At 70.1% G+C, this 16,113-nt stretch carries 14 protein-coding genes; 8 read left to right on the top strand and 6 right to left on the bottom strand.

The features are described from left to right. Window positions 1-40: 40 nt before the first annotated feature. The gene (locus Pmi06nite_RS42540) at window positions 41-1,426 is read right to left on the bottom strand and encodes a sensor histidine kinase (protein ID WP_203951959.1); all 1,386 of its coding nucleotides are present in this window, start codon (window positions 1,424-1,426) and stop codon (window positions 41-43) included. A 232-nt stretch (window positions 1,427-1,658) separates the two neighbouring features. Here Pmi06nite_RS42540 and Pmi06nite_RS06545 point away from each other — a divergent pair, with 232 nt between their 5' ends. After that, complete coding sequence (locus tag Pmi06nite_RS06545; protein ID WP_203951958.1) at window positions 1,659-2,279, top strand: ACT domain-containing protein; 621 nt, start codon at window positions 1,659-1,661, stop codon at window positions 2,277-2,279. Window positions 2,280-2,301: 22 nt separating this feature from the next. Here the strand turns inward: Pmi06nite_RS06545 and Pmi06nite_RS06540 are convergent, their stop codons facing one another. Next, complete coding sequence (locus Pmi06nite_RS06540; protein ID WP_203951957.1) at window positions 2,302-3,579, bottom strand: ABC transporter ATP-binding protein; 1,278 nt, start codon at window positions 3,577-3,579, stop codon at window positions 2,302-2,304. Window positions 3,580-3,892: 313 nt separating this feature from the next. Here Pmi06nite_RS06540 and Pmi06nite_RS06535 point away from each other — a divergent pair, with 313 nt between their 5' ends. The 6 genes from Pmi06nite_RS06535 (at window position 3,893) to Pmi06nite_RS06510 (ending at window position 10,779) form a co-directional block, all read left to right on the top strand. Further along, window positions 3,893-5,185, top strand: a complete 1,293-nt coding sequence (locus Pmi06nite_RS06535; protein ID WP_203951956.1) for an extracellular solute-binding protein — start codon at window positions 3,893-3,895, stop codon at window positions 5,183-5,185. A 3-nt stretch (window positions 5,186-5,188) separates the two neighbouring features. Then, a complete protein-coding gene (locus tag Pmi06nite_RS06530; RefSeq protein ID WP_203951955.1) occupies window positions 5,189-6,151 on the top strand; it encodes a carbohydrate ABC transporter permease in 963 nt (320 codons plus the stop codon). Next, window positions 6,148-7,002 (top strand): sugar ABC transporter permease, encoded by an 855-nt coding sequence (locus Pmi06nite_RS06525; RefSeq protein ID WP_239113715.1) that lies wholly within the window; start codon window positions 6,148-6,150, stop codon window positions 7,000-7,002. Before Pmi06nite_RS06530 ends, Pmi06nite_RS06525 begins: the two co-directional genes overlap by 4 nt. A gap of 26 nt (window positions 7,003-7,028) precedes the next feature. After that, window positions 7,029-8,672: a glycoside hydrolase family 13 protein gene (locus tag Pmi06nite_RS06520; RefSeq protein WP_203951954.1), complete on the top strand. Its 1,644-nt coding sequence runs from the start codon at window positions 7,029-7,031 to the stop codon at window positions 8,670-8,672. Between the two features lie 10 nt (window positions 8,673-8,682). After that, window positions 8,683-9,747 (top strand): LacI family DNA-binding transcriptional regulator, encoded by a 1,065-nt coding sequence (locus Pmi06nite_RS06515; RefSeq protein ID WP_203951953.1) that lies wholly within the window; start codon window positions 8,683-8,685, stop codon window positions 9,745-9,747. Window positions 9,748-9,849: 102 nt separating this feature from the next. Next, on the top strand, window positions 9,850-10,779 hold the full coding sequence (locus tag Pmi06nite_RS06510) for a carbohydrate kinase family protein (RefSeq protein ID WP_203951952.1): 930 nt from the start codon (window positions 9,850-9,852) through the stop codon (window positions 10,777-10,779). Between the two features lie 162 nt (window positions 10,780-10,941). Here Pmi06nite_RS06510 and eda read toward each other — a convergent pair whose 3' ends face one another. The 4 genes from eda to zwf are packed head-to-tail and all read right to left on the bottom strand — an operon-like array spanning window position 10,942 to window position 15,822. After that, window positions 10,942-11,556 (bottom strand): bifunctional 4-hydroxy-2-oxoglutarate aldolase/2-dehydro-3-deoxy-phosphogluconate aldolase, encoded by a 615-nt coding sequence (gene eda, locus Pmi06nite_RS06505; protein ID WP_203951951.1) that lies wholly within the window; start codon window positions 11,554-11,556, stop codon window positions 10,942-10,944. Then, window positions 11,553-12,512 carry a glucokinase gene (locus Pmi06nite_RS06500; RefSeq protein WP_203951950.1) on the bottom strand — a complete coding sequence of 320 codons (960 nt, stop codon included), beginning with the start codon at window positions 12,510-12,512 and terminating at the stop codon, window positions 11,553-11,555. Before Pmi06nite_RS06500 ends, eda begins: the two co-directional genes overlap by 4 nt. Next, the gene (gene edd / locus Pmi06nite_RS06495; RefSeq protein WP_373317270.1) at window positions 12,509-14,341 is read right to left on the bottom strand and encodes a phosphogluconate dehydratase; all 1,833 of its coding nucleotides are present in this window, start codon (window positions 14,339-14,341) and stop codon (window positions 12,509-12,511) included. The genes Pmi06nite_RS06500 and edd overlap by 4 nt, the downstream gene beginning before the upstream one ends. Beyond that, window positions 14,338-15,822 (bottom strand): glucose-6-phosphate dehydrogenase, encoded by a 1,485-nt coding sequence (gene zwf, locus Pmi06nite_RS06490; RefSeq protein ID WP_203951949.1) that lies wholly within the window; start codon window positions 15,820-15,822, stop codon window positions 14,338-14,340. Before zwf ends, edd begins: the two co-directional genes overlap by 4 nt. Before the next feature lie 105 nt (window positions 15,823-15,927). Here zwf and Pmi06nite_RS06485 point away from each other — a divergent pair. Continuing rightward, a partial coding sequence (locus tag Pmi06nite_RS06485) for a winged helix-turn-helix transcriptional regulator (RefSeq protein ID WP_505880899.1) occupies window positions 15,928-16,113 on the top strand: 186 nt, incomplete at its 3' end.

Here is a 16,113-nt window from a genome sequence, read left to right as displayed (position 1 = left end):
CCCGGCAGGGAGGAGGTGCCTGCCCTGCCGCCGGACGACCTCATCGGCCTGGAGGCGGTTCGTCGTCGTCAGAATGCGGTTCCTGCGGGGCCAGTGGGAGCCGGACGACGAATCTGACACCGTCGTCGACGCCCTCGACGCCGATGGTCCCGTGATGGGCCTCGACGACCTCGCGCGCGATGGCCAGCCCGAGCCCCGTGCCGCCGTCCCGCCTGCTCCGTGCGGTGTCCCTGCGGTAGAACCGTTCGAAGATCCGCTCCCGGTCCTCTTCGGGGATGGGCTCGCCGTCGTTGACCACGGACAGCAGGGCGCGTTCGCCGTCGCGGCCGACGTCCACGGCGATGCCGGTGGTCGCGTGCCGTTCGGCGTTGTCGAGCAGATTCGTCACGACGCGGGCGAGCTGGGAGAACAGGCCCGTCACGATCACGTCGGGCTCGAGTTGCAGCCGGATGGGAAGGCGCCCGGACCGGCGCTTCACCTCGCCGGTGACCAGCCGTCCGAGATCGACGTTCTCGCCGACGGTGTGCGGGGTCGTCCCGATGCTGGTGAGCAGGAGCAGGTCGGAGACGATCGCTTCCAGCCTGCCTGTGTCGCGCAGCGCCGCGTCGATGGCCACGGCGGTGTCCTGGGGGTGCTGCCGCGCGTCCTCCAGTTGGGCCCGGATCCCGGCGATGGGGGTCCGCAGTTCGTGGGAGGCGTCGGCCGCGAGTTGCCGCTGTTGCCGGATCGACCGGTCGAGCCGGGCGAGCGCGTCGTTGGCCGTGCGCGCGAGCCGGGCGATCTCGTCGTCGCCGGGCGGCTCGGGAACGCGGGAGCCCGGGTTGTCGGCCGAGACCTCCTCGAATTCCGAGCTGATGGCCTCGACCGGGCGTAACGCGCGGCCGGACACGTTCCACGCCATCAGCCCCGCGCCGCCGCCCAGGACGATGACCAGGAGGAGGAGTTCGAGTTCCGGAAAGCGGCTGTCCAGGATGGCGGGCGCCGAGCGCCCGGCGTAGACGATCAGGGAGCCCGCCGTGTCCGAGACCCGGACGGCGGTCAGGTACACGCAGTCGCGGTGGGGGAGGGAGCACGTGGTGGTCTGGGCGACCCGGGTGTCGGAGGACGGCCGTACCGCGGTGAACTCCCGCTGCCCTTCGGCGGCGCCGGTGGAGGCGATGACGGCGCCGTCGGCGCCGGTCACCGCGATCAGGTCGATGCCGCCCTTCGCCGTCGCCAGGGTCGTGGGCACGTTTCCGTCACGGATCTCCGCGGCGATCCTGCTCGCCGCGTCGAGACTGTCGTTCCAGATGTGGGCGGCGACGGCGTGCCGGACGCCGACGTCCGCGGCGATGGAGACGGGGATGAGCACGAGTGCCGCGGCCGCGATGGCGATGAACGTCAGGCGTGCGCGCAATGAACGCGAACGCGGCCAGGGGAGGGGCATGCCCCGAGGTTACTCATGGTCATCCCGCATAAATTCGCGACATTCCAAAGCCATTGCCAAAGTTGGTCAAAGTTCTCAATGGCCCCGGCCGGGATGGGGAGGTCTCCCACCCCGGCCCGCACGGCGGTGTACGAGCCGGGGAGAATCGGGAGGCAAATGCCATGACCCAATGCCGTAATGAACCTGAAACCTCAGTCGGACACTGTTGTTGTCGCACAAGGAGGTGATGCGGATGTTGCTGCGGCTTCGGGTCTCACTCCCGGACCGGCCGGGGGTGCTGGGCCAGGTGGCCCGGGCGTTCGGAGTCATGGGAGCCGACATCCTGCAGGTGACCGTCCTCGAACGGCAGGCGGGGCGGGCCGTCGACGACTTCACCGTTTCATGGTCGGGGGTGTTCGAGCCCGACGAGTTGCGCGAGCGTATCGGCGTGGTGCCGGGCACCCGGGTGGAGGCCGTCTGGCCGACCCGGGAGGCTCCGGGGACGAGCCCTGACTACGATCTTCTCGGCCATGTCGCCGGAGAGCCGGACCGGGCCGTCGTCACGCTGGTGGACGCGGTTCCCGACCTGGTCAGCGCCGATTGGGCGGTGGCCGTCGACTCGGGGAACGGCAAGGTCGTCCATGGCAGCTGGCAGGCGCCGGAAGAGGTGCCGGTGTCCGAGCTGACGCCGCTGCGGCCGGCGACCGTGACCGAGGGAAGCCTGCATCTGGCGTGCGTGCCCATGGACGACACCCATCTCGTGGTGGCCCGGTCGCAGGGGCCGGCCTTCCACCGGGCGGAACTCGACAAGATCGCTCGCCTCGTCGGCATCGTCTCCGTCCTCGCTCGATCAGGCGTGAGCCGTACGGTCTAGGACGGCGGGGACGGCTGTGGGGTCAGCGGCGCGGGGGGTCGATGCGGGCGCCGCTCTGGGTGAACAGCATGAGGCGGGAGACGTCGACCGCGACGCGGCCGTGCTCGCCGGCCCGCCACACCGGCCGGCTGCCCAGGCGGACGATCAGGTCCGCGCGGCGGTGTGTCCCGCTGCCGGCGGGCGTGGCAGGCGCGTCCTCCTGCTCCTCCTGCTGGCCGTTGCTGAGAAGGCGGCGCATGACCGAGCGTGACCTGCCGCCTGTCTGCCCGCCGCCGTTCGCGTGCCGCGGGTCGGGGGGCTCGGGCACGCCGACCGCGGGGATTCCCGCCTCCAGGTAGGCCAGCCACTCGTGGCCGTGGTACTCGAGCGTGCGGACCCGCCCGAAGAAGCTCGGTCCCTCGGTGTTCTCCGGCACCGGCACGAGCCCGTCCGGCCGGATGCCGACGATGATCTGCGTTCCCGCGTGCCGCGACACCGCGTACGCCCGTGGATCGGTCCACTGCATCGTGATCTGGTGAGGGCCGAAATCCAGGAGGATGTACTGGTTCTGCGGAGTCCGCACGTGGGCCGCGAGCAGGTTGAGCTGCTGGGAGCTCAGGAACGCCGCGGTGAACGCGGTCGCGGGATCGTTGTACACCTGTCCGGGAGTGCCGATGTCCTGCAGCACGCCCCTGTTCATGATGGCGATGTGGTCGGCCAGCGTCAGCGCCTCGACCTGGTCGTGCGTCACGTAGATCGTGGTGACGCCGAGCGAGCGGACGAGCGAGGAGATCTCCATCCGCAGTTCGGTGCGCATGCCCGCGTCCAGGTTGGACAGCGGCTCGTCCATGAGGAAGAGGGACGGCCGGCGCACGATCGCCCGGCCCATCGCGACGCGCTGGCGCTGCCCGCCGGAGAGGGTCGCCGGCCGCCGGTCCAGGGTCTCGTCGATGTGCAGGGCGCGGGACAACTCCACCACCCGCTCCTTCACCGTCGCCGGGTCGGTCTTGGCGATCTCCAGGGGGAAGGAGATGTTGCCGCGCACGGTGCGGTGCGGATAGAGGGCGCCGTTCTGGAAGACCATCGCCACGTCACGGTCGCGCGGCGCGAGATGGTTGGCGAGCTTGCCGCCCAGCCACAGATCGCCTTCGGTGATCTCCTCGAGCCCCGCGATCATGCGCAGCAGCGTCGACTTCCCGCAGCCCGACGGCCCCAGCAGGACGAGCAGTTCACCCTCGGCCGCTCGGAGGTTCATGCGGTCAACCGCCAGGTACCCACCCGGGTAGACCTTGGTCACGTTGTCGAGGACGACGGTGCTCATGAAAGCTCGTTCCTCCCGGGCGCACGAGCCCGGATCCCCAGCGGCCGGTGTGATTGATGAGGTAGTACATCGCGTCTGATCGCTTGTGTCCATACATGTTGTGAGAAATCCAGCATCACTGTGAAACCTGGCGTTACTGCTACGTTTCCCGTTGTTAGGGCCATTTGTCAGGGCTTGTTCATGACCTGGGGTGACCGGCTGACTCCAGGCAAATGTAACAACTTTGCTGAAAGTTTCAGCAAGGCCTTTCAAGGGTGCTCGCCCCCCTGTTACGTTCCGGGCAAATCCCCCTGAGCCTGAGGAGCACAACATCATGCGGCGAGTCATCTCCGCCGTGGTGGTCGCTGCGGCGCTCGCCCTGGCGGCCTCCGCCTGCGGCGGCAGCGACACCGGCACCGGCACCCCCCAACAGAGCGTCGCCCCGGCTGACGTGTCCGGCGAGGTCACCTGGTGGGACACCTCCGACGCCACCACGGAAGCGCCCGCGTTCCAGGAGCTCATCAAGAACTTCGAGGCCAAGTACCCGAAGATCAAGGTCAACTACGTGAACGTGCCGTTCGCCGAGGCGCGCGACAAGTTCAAGACCGCCGCCCAGTCCGGCGCCGGCGCTCCCGACGTGCTCCGCACCGACGTCGGCTGGGTCGCCGAGTTCGCCTCCCTGGGCTACCTGGCGCCGCTCGACGGCACGCCCGCCCTGGTCAATCCGGAGGAGTTCCTCCCCTCTCCGGCGGCGAGCGGCAAGTACGGCGGCAAGACGTACGGCGTCCCGCAGGTCACCGACACGCTCGGCCTCCTCTACAACAAGGAGTTGCTGAAGAAGGCCGGCTATGACGCTCCTCCGGCGACGATGGCCGACCTGAAGAAGGTCGCGCTCGACGTGAAGTCCAAGGCCGGCGCCGACGGCCTCGCGCTGAACGTGGACGCGTACTTCCTGCTGCCCTTCATCTACGGCGAGGGCGGCGACTTCGTCGACGTGCCGAACAAGAAGATCACCATCTCCTCGCCGCAGACGACCGCGGGTGTGAAGCTCGTCGAGGACCTGATCACGTCGGGCGCGACCGTCAAGCCCGCGCTGCAGGACAGCTACACCAACGCCGAGACCGCCTTCAAGGAAGGCAAGGTCGCGATGATCTTCAATGGGCCCTGGTCGAACGCCGACAACCTCGGCGGCAAGGTCTTCAAGGACGACCCGGACAACTTCGGCGTCGCTCCGGTCCCGGCCGGAACGGTGAAGGCGGGTTCGCCCGTGGGCGGTCACGACTACACGGTCTACGCCGGTTCCAAGAATCTGGCCGCCTCCTACCTGTTCGTCCAGTTCATGGACTCCACCGAGAGCCAGGCCGCCATCGCGGGCAAGCTCGGCCTGCTGCCCACCCGCACCTCCGCTTACACCGCGCCGGAGGCCACGGCGAACCCCAAGATCGCGCAGTGGCAGAAGCCGATGGAGTCCGCCGTCGAGCGTCCCTGGATTCCCGAGGCCGCCTCGCTGTTCCAGCCGCTCGTCGAGGGCTACCAGAAGCTGGCCGGCGGGCAGACCTCCACGGAGCCGATGCTGAAGGACGTCGCCACGGCCTACCAGGGCATCCTCAAGGGCTGGAGCCTGTGACAGATGACGACTGACGTCGTCGGGCGTCGAAGGGCCGCGCCCCCTTCCGGGGCGCGGCGCCTCCTGTCCCGTCACTGGTACGCGTGGGCGATGACCGCCCCGGTCGTCATCGTGACACTGGTGCTGGTCGGCTATCCGCTGCTCCGCGGCGTCTACCTCTCGCTCACGGACGCGACCGAGGCCAACATGGGCCGCACGATCGGGATGAACGTCATCCCGTCGACCTACGAGTTCGTGGGCCTGGCCAACTACGCCGACATCCTGACGTCGAGCACCTTCGTCGCCCGTCTGACCTGGACCGTCGTATGGACGATCGTGTGCGTCGTCCTCCACGTGGGCATCGGGTTGGGCATGGCGATGTTGCTCAACCGGCCGATGCGCTTGCGGTCCCTGTACCGGGTGCTGCTCGTGCTGCCCTGGGCCGTCCCCGCGTTCGTGTCGGCGTTCATCTGGCGCTACCTGCTGAACGGCGAGTTCGGCGTGGTCAACGCCATGCTCCGGGCCGTCGGCTTCGGCGGGATCAGCTGGCTCGACGACCCGTTCTGGGCCAAGGTGTCGGTGATCGCCTGCAACGTGTGGCTCGGCGTGCCGTTCATGATGCTCGCCCTGCTGGGCGGTCTGCAGTCCATCCCGCGCGAACTCCACGAGGCGGCAGAGGTCGACGGCGCGACCCCCTGGCAGCGGTTCCGGCACATCACCGTTCCCGGACTGCGACCCGTGTCGAGCACCGTCGTGCTGCTGGGCACGATCTGGACGTTCAACCAGTTCCCGGTCATCTTCCTGCTGACCAAGGGAGGGCCGGGCGGAGCCACGGAGATCCTCGTCACCTACGCCTACCGCCAGGCGTTCGAGGGCATCCGCGACTACTCCGGCTCGGCGGCGTGGGGCCTGGTGATCCTCGCTCTGCTCGTCGTGCTGGCCGGCGTGTACCGCCGCGCCCTCAAGCAGCAAGGAGAAGCCTGGTGAGCCGCGCCGTTCACAGGACCAGGGACTCGCGCTCACCGGCGAAGTCCGTCGCGTTGCACCTCACACTCATCGCGGCGAGCGTCGTCTCCGTCTTCCCCGTCGCGTGGCTGGTCCTGACGTCGCTCAAACCGCGGCAGGTCATCGAGACGGCGTCGGTCGGCCTCTTCGAGCAGCCGACGCTGGCCAACTACACGCAGGTCCTCGGGCAGACGAAGTTCCTCACGTGGGCGGCCAACTCGGTCATCGTGTCGCTCGCCACGGCGGTGCTCGGCGTTCTTCTGTCGGCCACCACGGGATACGCCGTGAGCCGGTTCCGGTTCCCGGGCTTCCGCTCCGTCATGTGGATGCTGCTGATCACACAGATGTTCCCCGTGGCGATCCTCATCGTGCCGATCTACAACCTGATGGCCGGCCTCGGCCTCATCAACCAGTTTCCGGGGCTGGTCGTCGCGTACCTCACCTCCACCGTGCCGTTCTGCGCCTGGATGATGAAGGGCTACTTCGACACCGTCCCCGTGACGATCGACGAGGCGGGGCGGGTCGACGGGCTCACGCCGTTCGGCACCTTCTGGCGGCTGATCCTGCCACTGGCCAAGCCCGGGCTCGCGGTGGCCGCCTTCTACTCCTTCCTCACCGCATGGGCGGAGGTCGCCTACGCGACCGCGTTCATGACCGGCGACGAGAGATACACGCTCGCCGTCGGCCTCAGCCAGTTCGTCGGGCAGCACAAGGCGGAGTGGGGCCTGCTCACCGCCGCATCCGTGCTGATCGCCATCCCGGCGGCGGCTGTGTTCCTTCTCGTACAGCGCCACCTCGTCACCGGCCTCACCGCCGGCGCGACGAAGGCATGACACATAGTGAGAACCGGGGGATCCCTATGACCGAGCTCGCCGTACAGCCGTCCGCGGTGGCCACCCGCTGGTGGCGTGACGCGGTGATCTACCAGGTGTACGTCCGCAGTTTCGCGGACGGCAACGGCGACGGCGTCGGCGACCTGCCGGGAGTGCGGAGCCGTTTGCCGTACCTCGCCGGGCTGGGCGTCGACGCCGTCTGGCTGACGCCGTTCTACACCTCGCCCATGGCCGACTTCGGCTACGACGTGGCCGACTACCGGGACGTCGACCCCATCTTCGGGTCGCTGGCCGACGCGCGCGGGCTGATCGAGGACGCCCATGCCCTGGGCCTGCGGATCATCGTGGACGTGGTTCCCAACCACACCTCCGACCGGCACGCGTGGTTCGCCGCCGCCCTCGCGGGCGCGCAGGGAAGCCCCGAGCGCGACCGATACGTCTTCAGGGACGGCAGAGGAGAGGGCGGAGAGTCGCCGCCCAACGACTGGGAGTCCGTCTTCGGCGGCCCCGCGTGGACGAGGGTCGAGGACGGGCAGTGGTACCTCCACCTGTTCGCCCCCGAGCAGCCCGATCTCAACTGGGACAACCCGGAGGTCCACGCCGAGTTCGCCGACGTCCTCCGGTTCTGGCTCGACCTCGGCGTGGACGGGTTCCGGATCGACGTGGCGCACGGCATGGTGAAGGCGCCGGGCCTGCCCGACGTGGGACACCCGGGCCACGTGGAGATGATCGGCGTCGCCGAGGTGCCGTTCTTCGACCAGGAGGGCGTGCATGAGATCCACCGCGCCTGGCGGCGGATCCTCGACTCCTATGAGGGCGAGCGGATCGGCGTGGCCGAGGCGTGGGCGCCGTCACCGGAGAGACTGGCCCGGTATGTCCGGCCCGACGAGTTGCACCAGGCCTTCAACTTCCACTTCCTCAAGGCGCCGTGGGACGCCGCCGCGTTCCGCGCGGTCATCGAGGAGTCGCTGCTGACCGCCGCCCTCGTCGGCGCGCCGTCGACGTGGGTGTTGTCCAACCACGACGTCAAGCGGCACGTGACCCGGTACGGCGGAGGCGAGCGGGGCCTGCGCAGAGCACGGGCCGCGGCGCTCCTCATGCTGGCGCTGCCGGGCTCGGCCTACATCTACCAGGGGGAGGAGCTCGGCCTGCCGGAGGTGCTCGACCTGCCCGAGCACTACCTGCGCGACCCCCAGCGGCTGCGCGACCCCGACAGCGGGCGGGACGGCTGCCGCGTGCCCCTCCCCTGGACGGCCGCGGGGGAGCCGCCGCACGGTTTCGCCCCACCCGGCACCGCCGAGAGCTGGCTGCCGGTGCCTCCCGGATGGCGCGATCTCAGTGTGGAGGCTCAGGCGCGGGACGGCGCGTCCATGCTGAGCCTCTACCGCGCCGCGCTGAAGATGAGGCGCGAGCACCCCGCGCTCGGAGACGGCACGCTGATCTGGCGGGACAGCCCGGCGGGCACGCTCGCGTTCTCCCGGGGGGAGTCCTTCTCCTGCGTGGCCAACCTGACCAGCGAGTGGATCGAGGTGGAGGCGGGCCCCGGCGACCTGCTCCTGGCGAGCTCGGGCCCGGCCGTGTCCGGAGGCGTCATCCGCCTGGCACCCGACTCGGTCACCTGGTGGTCCGGCGATCTCGGGGACGCCGTCAGACGCGCGGGCGATGTCTAAAGTAATGCTCATGAGTACCACGAGGCTCGCCGACATCGCGGCTCAGGCAGGGGTCAGCGAAGCGACGGTGAGTCGTGTGCTCAACGGGAAGGCGGGGGTCTCCTCCGCCACCCGTCAGGCCGTCCTCACCGCGCTCGACCTCATGGGGTACGAGCGCCCGCAGCGGTTACGCGGGCGCAGCAACGGCCTGATCGGCCTGGTGATCCCGGAGCTGGGCAACCCGATCTTCCCGGCGTTCGCCCAGGCGGTGGAGAAGGCACTGACCCAGCACGGGTACACGGCGATCCTGTGCACCCAGGAGCCCGGCGGCGCCCCCGAGGACGAGTTCACCGACATGCTCCTCGACCGGGGCGTCTCCGGCATCGTGTTCGTGTCCGGTCTGCACGCCGACACCACGGCGCGGATGGATCGCTACACCCGGCTCACCGACCGCGGCCTGCCGATCGTGCTGGTCGACGGGTACAACGAGGCCATCTCCGCGCCGTTCATCTCGCCGGACGACCGGCTGGCCGCCCGCCTCGCCGTACAACATCTGGTGGACCTCGGGCACGAGCGCATCGGCCTCGCGCTGGGCCAGCAGCGGTTCGTCCCGGTGATCCGCAAGATCGAGGGTTTCCGGCAGGCCATGGCGCAGTTGCTCGGCCTGACGGAGGTCGACGAGCTGATCCAGCACTCGCTGTTCTCCGTCGAGGGTGGTCAGGCGGCCGCCGCCGCGCTGATCGAACGCGGCTGCACCGGCGTCTTCTGCGCCAGCGACCTCATGGCGCTCGGCGCGATCCGGGCCGCCAGGGAGCGGGGGCTGTCGGTGCCGGGCGACGTGTCGATCGTCGGGTTCGACGACTCGCCGCTGATGGCCTTCACCGACCCGCCGCTCACCACGGTCCGCAAGCCGATCGGGGCGATGGCGGCGGCCGCGGTCCAGACGTTGCTCGACGAGATCGGCGGCACGCCGGCCAAGCGCGTCGAGCTGGTGTATCAGCCCGAGCTCGTGGTCCGCGGCTCCACCAGCTCAGGCCCCCTCGTCAACCGCGACCCCCCGCGTGATCATGCACAGGTTCGGCCGCATGCCCCCTGACCTCGCACAACTCACATCGTGATCATGCACAGGTTCGGCCGTATGGCCCCTGAGCTCGCACAACACGGATCGTGATCATGCACGGATTCGGCGGGAGGCCCGATGACCTCGAAGAACACCAGTAGTGATCATGCACTGGACGTGCTCGTCGTCGGCGGCACGGGCGTGGACACGACCGTCCGGGTTCCCGAACTGCCGCTGCCGTACGCCGACACCTATCCCGTCCCGCCTGTCGTGGACCGGATAGGCAACACCGGGTCCGGCGTCGCACTCTGGTGCCATTCGATGGGGTTGCGCGTCAAGCTCGTCGACCTCATCGGCGAGGACCCGCAGGGGGCGCTGGTCCGCGACCATCTCGCCGGGCGCGGCGTCGACTTCGCCTGGGCGCCGTCCGAGGCGGGTACCCGCCGCAGCGTCCTGCTCGTCGATCCGGACGGACGGCGGCTGTCGCTTCACGACCCGCGCCCCGCCGACGGCCGGCGGTTGCCCCGGGACCTCTATCTGCCTGCCCTCCGTGCCACGCGGCACGTGCACCTGACGATCGTCGACTTCTCCCGGCACGTCTACGCCGACATCCCCGGAGGGACGACGGTGTCGACCGACCTGCACGACTGGGACGGTGAGAACGACTACCACCGTGACTTCGCCTACTCCTCCGACCTCGTCTTCATGTCCGCGACCGCACTCGGGGGCCGCCGGGAGGAGGTCATGCGTGACATCGCCGCGCGGGGGAGGGCCCGCGTCGTGGTCTGCACGGACGGCGCCGACGGCTGCCACGTCCTGACGGACGGCGACCGGATCCGGCACTTCCCCGCGCAACCTCCGCCGGGCCCGGTCGTCGACACAGTGGGAGCCGGTGACGCCTTCGTCTCCGGGTTCCTCTACGGACGCCTCACCGGTCAGCCGCCTGAGGACTGCGCGCGGCTCGGTGCTCTGGCCGGCGCCCGCGCCTGCACGGTCGCCGGTGTGGACGGCGAAGGCCCGTCCCCCGGCTTTACAGCGCGTTCAACGATCACGGAACCGGTCACCTGACGCCTCGACCGGCGCGCGAGCTGGCAGGCGCGCGAAAGGCAATGGCCCGTGACCACCGGTCGGAAGGTCACGGGCCAGGCATCCATGAACGTGTATTCGGGTTACGGACACGAGCATGGCCGGTCAGCTCCGCCGAGGGAGAAAGGCTCGGCTGACGAGGTCTCAGGAGCGTAGCCCCGCCGCCTCGGCCGCGAGCTTCTCGATGCGGTCGTAGTCGCCGGTGGCAAGGGCGTCCGCCGGGGTGAGCCAGCTTCCGCCGACGCAGCCGACGTTGGACAGGGCCAGGTAGGAGGGCGCGCTCGACAGGGTGATCCCTCCCGTGGGGCAGAACCGCACGTCGGGCAGCGGCCCGCCGAGCGACTTCAGGTACGGCAGGCCGCCCGCCGCCTCCGCGGGGAAGAACTTCATCTCGTGGACACCCCGCTCGAACAGCGTCATCGCCTCGGAAGCGGTGGCCACGCCGGGAAGGAACGGCACGCCGGACGCGAGCATCGCGTCGACCAGGCCCGGCGTCGTCCCCGGAGAGACCAGGAACCGCGAGCCCGCCTCGACCGCGGCGTCGACGTCGGCGGCCGACCTGATCGTGCCCGCACCCACCACGGCGTCGGGGACCTCGGCGGCGATCCGCCTGATGGATTCGACAGCCGCGGCCGTACGCAGGGTGATCTCGATGACCGGCAGACCGCCGGAGACGAGAGCCCGGGCGAGGGGCACGGCGGTCTCGGCGTCGTTCACCACGACGACGGGGACGACGGGGGCAAGATCGAGAAGGCTCATATCAGCTCCACGGTAGACGACCGCTGTGCGAGCCATGCGGCGGCTCCCACCAATGCGGGCTGCTCGGCGACGATCAGCGACGTCGCGATCGCGGTGATGTAGTCGGACAGGGCGGGCGCGGTCATCTCGAACCGTGCCCGGAAGTCGCTGCGGTGGGCACGCTCGGCGATCCGCGGCAGCACGCCGCCCCCGATGTAGACCCCGCCGCGGGCGCCCAGCATCAGGGCCACGTTCCCGGCGAACCCGCCGAGCAGGGCGAGGAAGATCTCGACGGTCTCGACGCAGAGCGGGTCGCCGGACCCGACGACCTCCGACGCGGTCGTCGCGATCGGCGTGACGCCGCGCACGAGCGCGAGTCCCCGGTGGAGTCGCGGCAGTCCTGTGCCGGACAGCAGATGCTCGGCGTCCACGTACGGCAGGCCGTCCGTGCGCAGCGCCCGGACGATCTCCATCTCGAGGTCGGTCACGGCGGGGACCGAGACGTGGCCCCCTTCACCGGGCACGGGCACCCAGCCTCCGCGCACCGGTACCAGCCCGCTCACTCCGAGACCGGTGCCGGGCCCCAGCACCGCCTTCGTGTCGCCGGCGGCGGGAGGAGGCCCGCCGAGCGGCACGAGATCGTCCCCCGTGAGATGCGGAAGCGAGATCGCGAGCGCCTCGAAGTCGTTGAGCAGGTCCACATGCGGGATGTGCAGGTCGTCGACCGAACCCGACCACTCCGCGTTCGTCAGCCGATACCGGTCGTCCTCCACCGGACCGGCGATCGCCAGGCACGCGGCCCCCGGCCGAACTCCGCCCGCATGATCTGCGATATAGGCGGCTACGGCATCGGGAAGGCCTCGATACTCGGCGACGTTCAGTACGGCGACGTGCTCAGGCGGCCCGCCTCGGCGGGTCACCAGGCCGAACCGCGCGTTCGTCCCCCCGACGTCGGCGACCAGCCACGGCAACGTCACAGGGCACCACCCGCGAACACGCTCGCTCCCCGGTCGGGCGGTCCGACCATGCGGCGGAAGGATGCGAAGAGCTCCCGGCCGGTGCCCGCCCACTGCGCGTCGCTGAGCGGTGCGCCTTCGGGCGTGCGCTCCGACAGGTCCGCCTGGACGGTCAGCGTCCCGGCGGTCGAGTCGAGCCGGATGAGGTCGCCGTCGCGGATCAGCGAGATGGGCCCGCCGTCGGCGGCCTCGGGTGACAGGTGGATCGCCGCGGGCACCTTGCCGGAGGCGCCCGACATGCGGCCGTCGGTGACGATGGCCACCTTCTGACCGCGGTCGAGCAGGACGGCGAGGGGAGGCGTCAGCTTGTGCAGCTCCGGCATGCCGTTCGCGCGCGGACCCTGGTAGCGGACGACGGCGACGAAGTCCTCACCGTCGAGCGCACCCGAGTCGAAGGCGGCGAGCAGGTCGAGCTGGTCGTCGAAGACGCGCGCCGGCGCCTCGATGACCAGGTGCTCGGGCTTGACGGCCGACACCTTGCTCACGGCACGGCCGAGGTTGCCCGACAACATGTGGATGCCGCCGTCGGCCGAGAACGGCTCGCCGACGGGCCGCAGCACGTCGTGGTCGGCGCTGCCCTCGGTGCGCTCCTCCCAGACGAGCGTGCCCTCCTTGAGGGTGGGGGTGGTCCGGTAGAGATCGAGCCCGCGTCCCGCGACGGTGAGGACGTCGCTGTGGAGGAACCCGCCGTCGAGGAGGTCGCCGATGAGCACCGCCATGCCGCCGGCGGCGTGGAAGTGGTTCACGTCGGCCTGCCCGTTGGGGTACATGCGGGTGAGCAGCGGCACCACCTTGGACAGGTCGGCCATGTCGTCCCAGGTCAGCTCGATGCCCGCGGCGGCGGCCATGGCCACCAGGTGCATCGTGTGGTTGGTCGACCCGCCGGAGGCGAGCAGCGCGACCACCGCGTTGACGATGGCCCGCTCGTCGACGATCTCGCCGAGCGGCGTGTACTCGTCGCCGTGCGCGGTGATCTCGACGGCGCGGCGGCCCGCGGCCTCCGTGAGGGCGTGCCGCAGCTCGGTGTGCGGGTTGACGAACGTCGCGCCCGGCAGGTGGAGGCCCATGACCTCCATGAGCAGCTGGTTGGAGTTCGCGGTGCCGTAGAACGTGCACGTCCCCGGCGAGTGGTACGACTTCGCCTCGGCGTCCAGCATCTCCGCCCGGTCGATCAGGCCCTCGGCGAACCGCTGCCTGGCCCTCGCCTTGACCTTGTTGGGCAGGCCCGAGGTCATCGGCCCGGCGGGCACGAAGATCGCGGGAAGGTGGCCGAAGTGCAGGGCGCCGATGAACAGGCCCGGCACGATCTTGTCGCAGACTCCGAGGAGCAGCGAGGCGTCGAACATGTCGTGCGACAGCGCGATCGCGGTCGCCATGGCGATCACGTCGCGGCTGTAGAGCGACAGCTCCATGCCCGCTCGGCCCTGCGTGATGCCGTCGCACATCGCCGGGACGCCGCCCGCGACCTGTGCGATGCCGCCCGCGGCCCGCACCGCCCGCTTCAGCTCCGGCGGGTAGGTCTCGTACGGCTGGTGCGCGGACAACATGTCGTTGTACGACGTCACGATGGCCACGCCCGGCTTGGCCGTACCGCGCAGGTCGCGCTTGTCGTCCTCGGGCGCGCCGGCGAAGCCGTGCGCGAGGTTGGCGCAGCCGAGGTGCCCGCGGGCGGGTCCCCGCTCGCGCAACTCGCGCCCCGCGCGCCCGACGCGCTCCAGATAGGCGGTACGGCTGTCGCTGCTTCGCCTGCGGATCCGGTCGGTGACCTGGTCGATCACGCGGTTCGTCACTCGAATGCCTCCTCGTGCCACGTGCGGTCGCTGCGGGCCAGCAGTTCGTGGGCGCCGGCGGGGCCGGCGGTGCCTGCGGGGTACGGCTCGGGCGACATCCCCGAGCCCTCCCAGTGCGCGATGATCGGGTCGATCCAGCGCCAGGCGGCCTCGACCTCGTCGCGTCGCATGAACAGGGTGGGGTTGCCGGCGAGCACGTCGGTGAGAAGCCGCTCGTACGCGTCGGGCACCCGGGTCGTGAACGTGTCGGCGAAGCTGAGGCTGAGCGGCACCGGGCGGAGCGTGACCTCGCCCGCCCCCGGCTCCTTGGCCATCAGGCGCAGGTGGATGCCCTCGTCGGGCTGCAGCCGCAGGACGAGGCGGTTCGGCGTCGCGCCCGCGAAGATCGCATGGGGCACGTCCTTGAACTGGACGACGATCTCCGACTGCCGGGCCGGCAGCCGCTTGCCGGTGCGCAGGTAGAACGGCACGCCCGCCCAGCGCCAGTTCTTCACCTCGGCGCGCACGGCGGCGAAGGTCTCCACCCGGTGCGACGCGGCGGTGGGCCGGGTGCTGTCGGGCTCGTCCAGGTAACCGGGGACGGTCTCGTCCCCGAGGCGGCCCGAGGTGTACTGACCCCGGACGGTGAACCGGTCGACCTCCGAGCCCACGATGGGCCGCAGCGACTCCAGCACCTTGACCTTCTCGTCGCGGACGGCCTCGCGGTCGTTCTTCGACGGCGGTTCCATGGCGACCAGGCAGAGCAGTTGGAGCAGGTGGTTCTGGACCATGTCGCGGAGCGCGCCCGCGTGGTCGTAGTAGCCGCGGCGGCCCGGCGTGCCGACGGTCTCCGCGGCCGTGATCTGGACGTGGTCGATCCAGAGCGAGTTCCAGATCGGCTCGAGGAAAACGTTGGCGAACCGCAGGACGAGCAGGTTCTGGACCGTCTCCTTGCCCAGGTAGTGGTCGATGCGGAAGATCTGGCTCTCGTCGAAGATCGCGCCGACCTCGTCGTTGATCGCCTGGGCGCTGGCCAGGTCGCGGCCGAGGGGCTTTTCCAGGACGACCCGCGACTGCGGCGTCACCAGTCCCGCCTCGTACGCGCTGTGGCAGAAGGGGCCGAACGTCATGGGCGGGCTGGCCAGGTAGAAGACGCGGTCGTGGTCCTCGCGGCCCGCGAGCAGGGAGGTCAGGGCGTCCCAGCCGGCCGGCTCGGCCGGCCCGCCGACGTCGACGGAGACGTGGTGGAGCCGGTTCACGAATCGGTCCCAGCCTTCGGCGTCGCCCAGTGCGGGGCGCACCTCCGCGTCCACCTTGCCGCGGAAGTCGGCGTCGTCCAGGCCGCCGCGCGACATGGCGATGATCCGGGTGTCCTCGGACAGCCGTCCGTCGCGGTCGCAGTGGTAGAGCGCCGGGAGGAGCTTCCGCATCGACAGGTCCCCGGTGCCGCCGAAGATGATCAGGTCGGCGGCTCGCCTGTCAGCAGAGGGTTGAACGGGCATGTTCGGGACATTAGCGGCAGATATGTTCACTTTCAAGCCGACTTTTGTAACTAAAGATGAATAAGTCATTGCACTTAGGTGAGTCGCTGTGCTTCACTTCCGTAGATGTCACGACTTGCAACCACCGGGGAAGTCCTCCAGCTCATCAGGAGCGGGGAGGCCCTCACACGCGCCGACATCGGGCGCGTGACGGGGTTGTCGCGACCCGCCGTGGCGCTGCGGGTGACCGAGCTCCTCGTCCGCGGCCTGATCGTGGAGGACGCGGAGGGGCCGTCCACCGGCGGCCGCCCG

Origin of the sequence: Planotetraspora mira (assembly GCF_016863275.1) — a bacterium.
Lineage (GTDB): Bacteria > Actinomycetota > Actinomycetes > Streptosporangiales > Streptosporangiaceae > Planotetraspora > Planotetraspora mira.
This window is presented reverse-complemented; position numbering and strand designations above follow the sequence as displayed.

Coding starts and splice junctions, on each gene's coding strand:
- Pmi06nite_RS42540 (WP_203951959.1), bottom strand. CDS start 1,426: ATGCCCCTCCCCTGGCCGCGTTCGCGTTCATTGCGCGCACGCCTGACG.
- Pmi06nite_RS06545 (WP_203951958.1), top strand. CDS start 1,659: ATGTTGCTGCGGCTTCGGGTCTCACTCCCGGACCGGCCGGGGGTGCTG.
- Pmi06nite_RS06540 (WP_203951957.1), bottom strand. CDS start 3,579: ATGAGCACCGTCGTCCTCGACAACGTGACCAAGGTCTACCCGGGTGGG.
- Pmi06nite_RS06535 (WP_203951956.1), top strand. CDS start 3,893: ATGCGGCGAGTCATCTCCGCCGTGGTGGTCGCTGCGGCGCTCGCCCTG.
- Pmi06nite_RS06530 (WP_203951955.1), top strand. CDS start 5,189: ATGACGACTGACGTCGTCGGGCGTCGAAGGGCCGCGCCCCCTTCCGGG.
- Pmi06nite_RS06520 (WP_203951954.1), top strand. CDS start 7,029: ATGACCGAGCTCGCCGTACAGCCGTCCGCGGTGGCCACCCGCTGGTGG.
- Pmi06nite_RS06515 (WP_203951953.1), top strand. CDS start 8,683: ATGAGTACCACGAGGCTCGCCGACATCGCGGCTCAGGCAGGGGTCAGC.
- Pmi06nite_RS06510 (WP_203951952.1), top strand. CDS start 9,850: ATGACCTCGAAGAACACCAGTAGTGATCATGCACTGGACGTGCTCGTC.
- eda (WP_203951951.1), bottom strand. CDS start 11,556: ATGAGCCTTCTCGATCTTGCCCCCGTCGTCCCCGTCGTCGTGGTGAAC.
- zwf (WP_203951949.1), bottom strand. CDS start 15,822: ATGCCCGTTCAACCCTCTGCTGACAGGCGAGCCGCCGACCTGATCATC.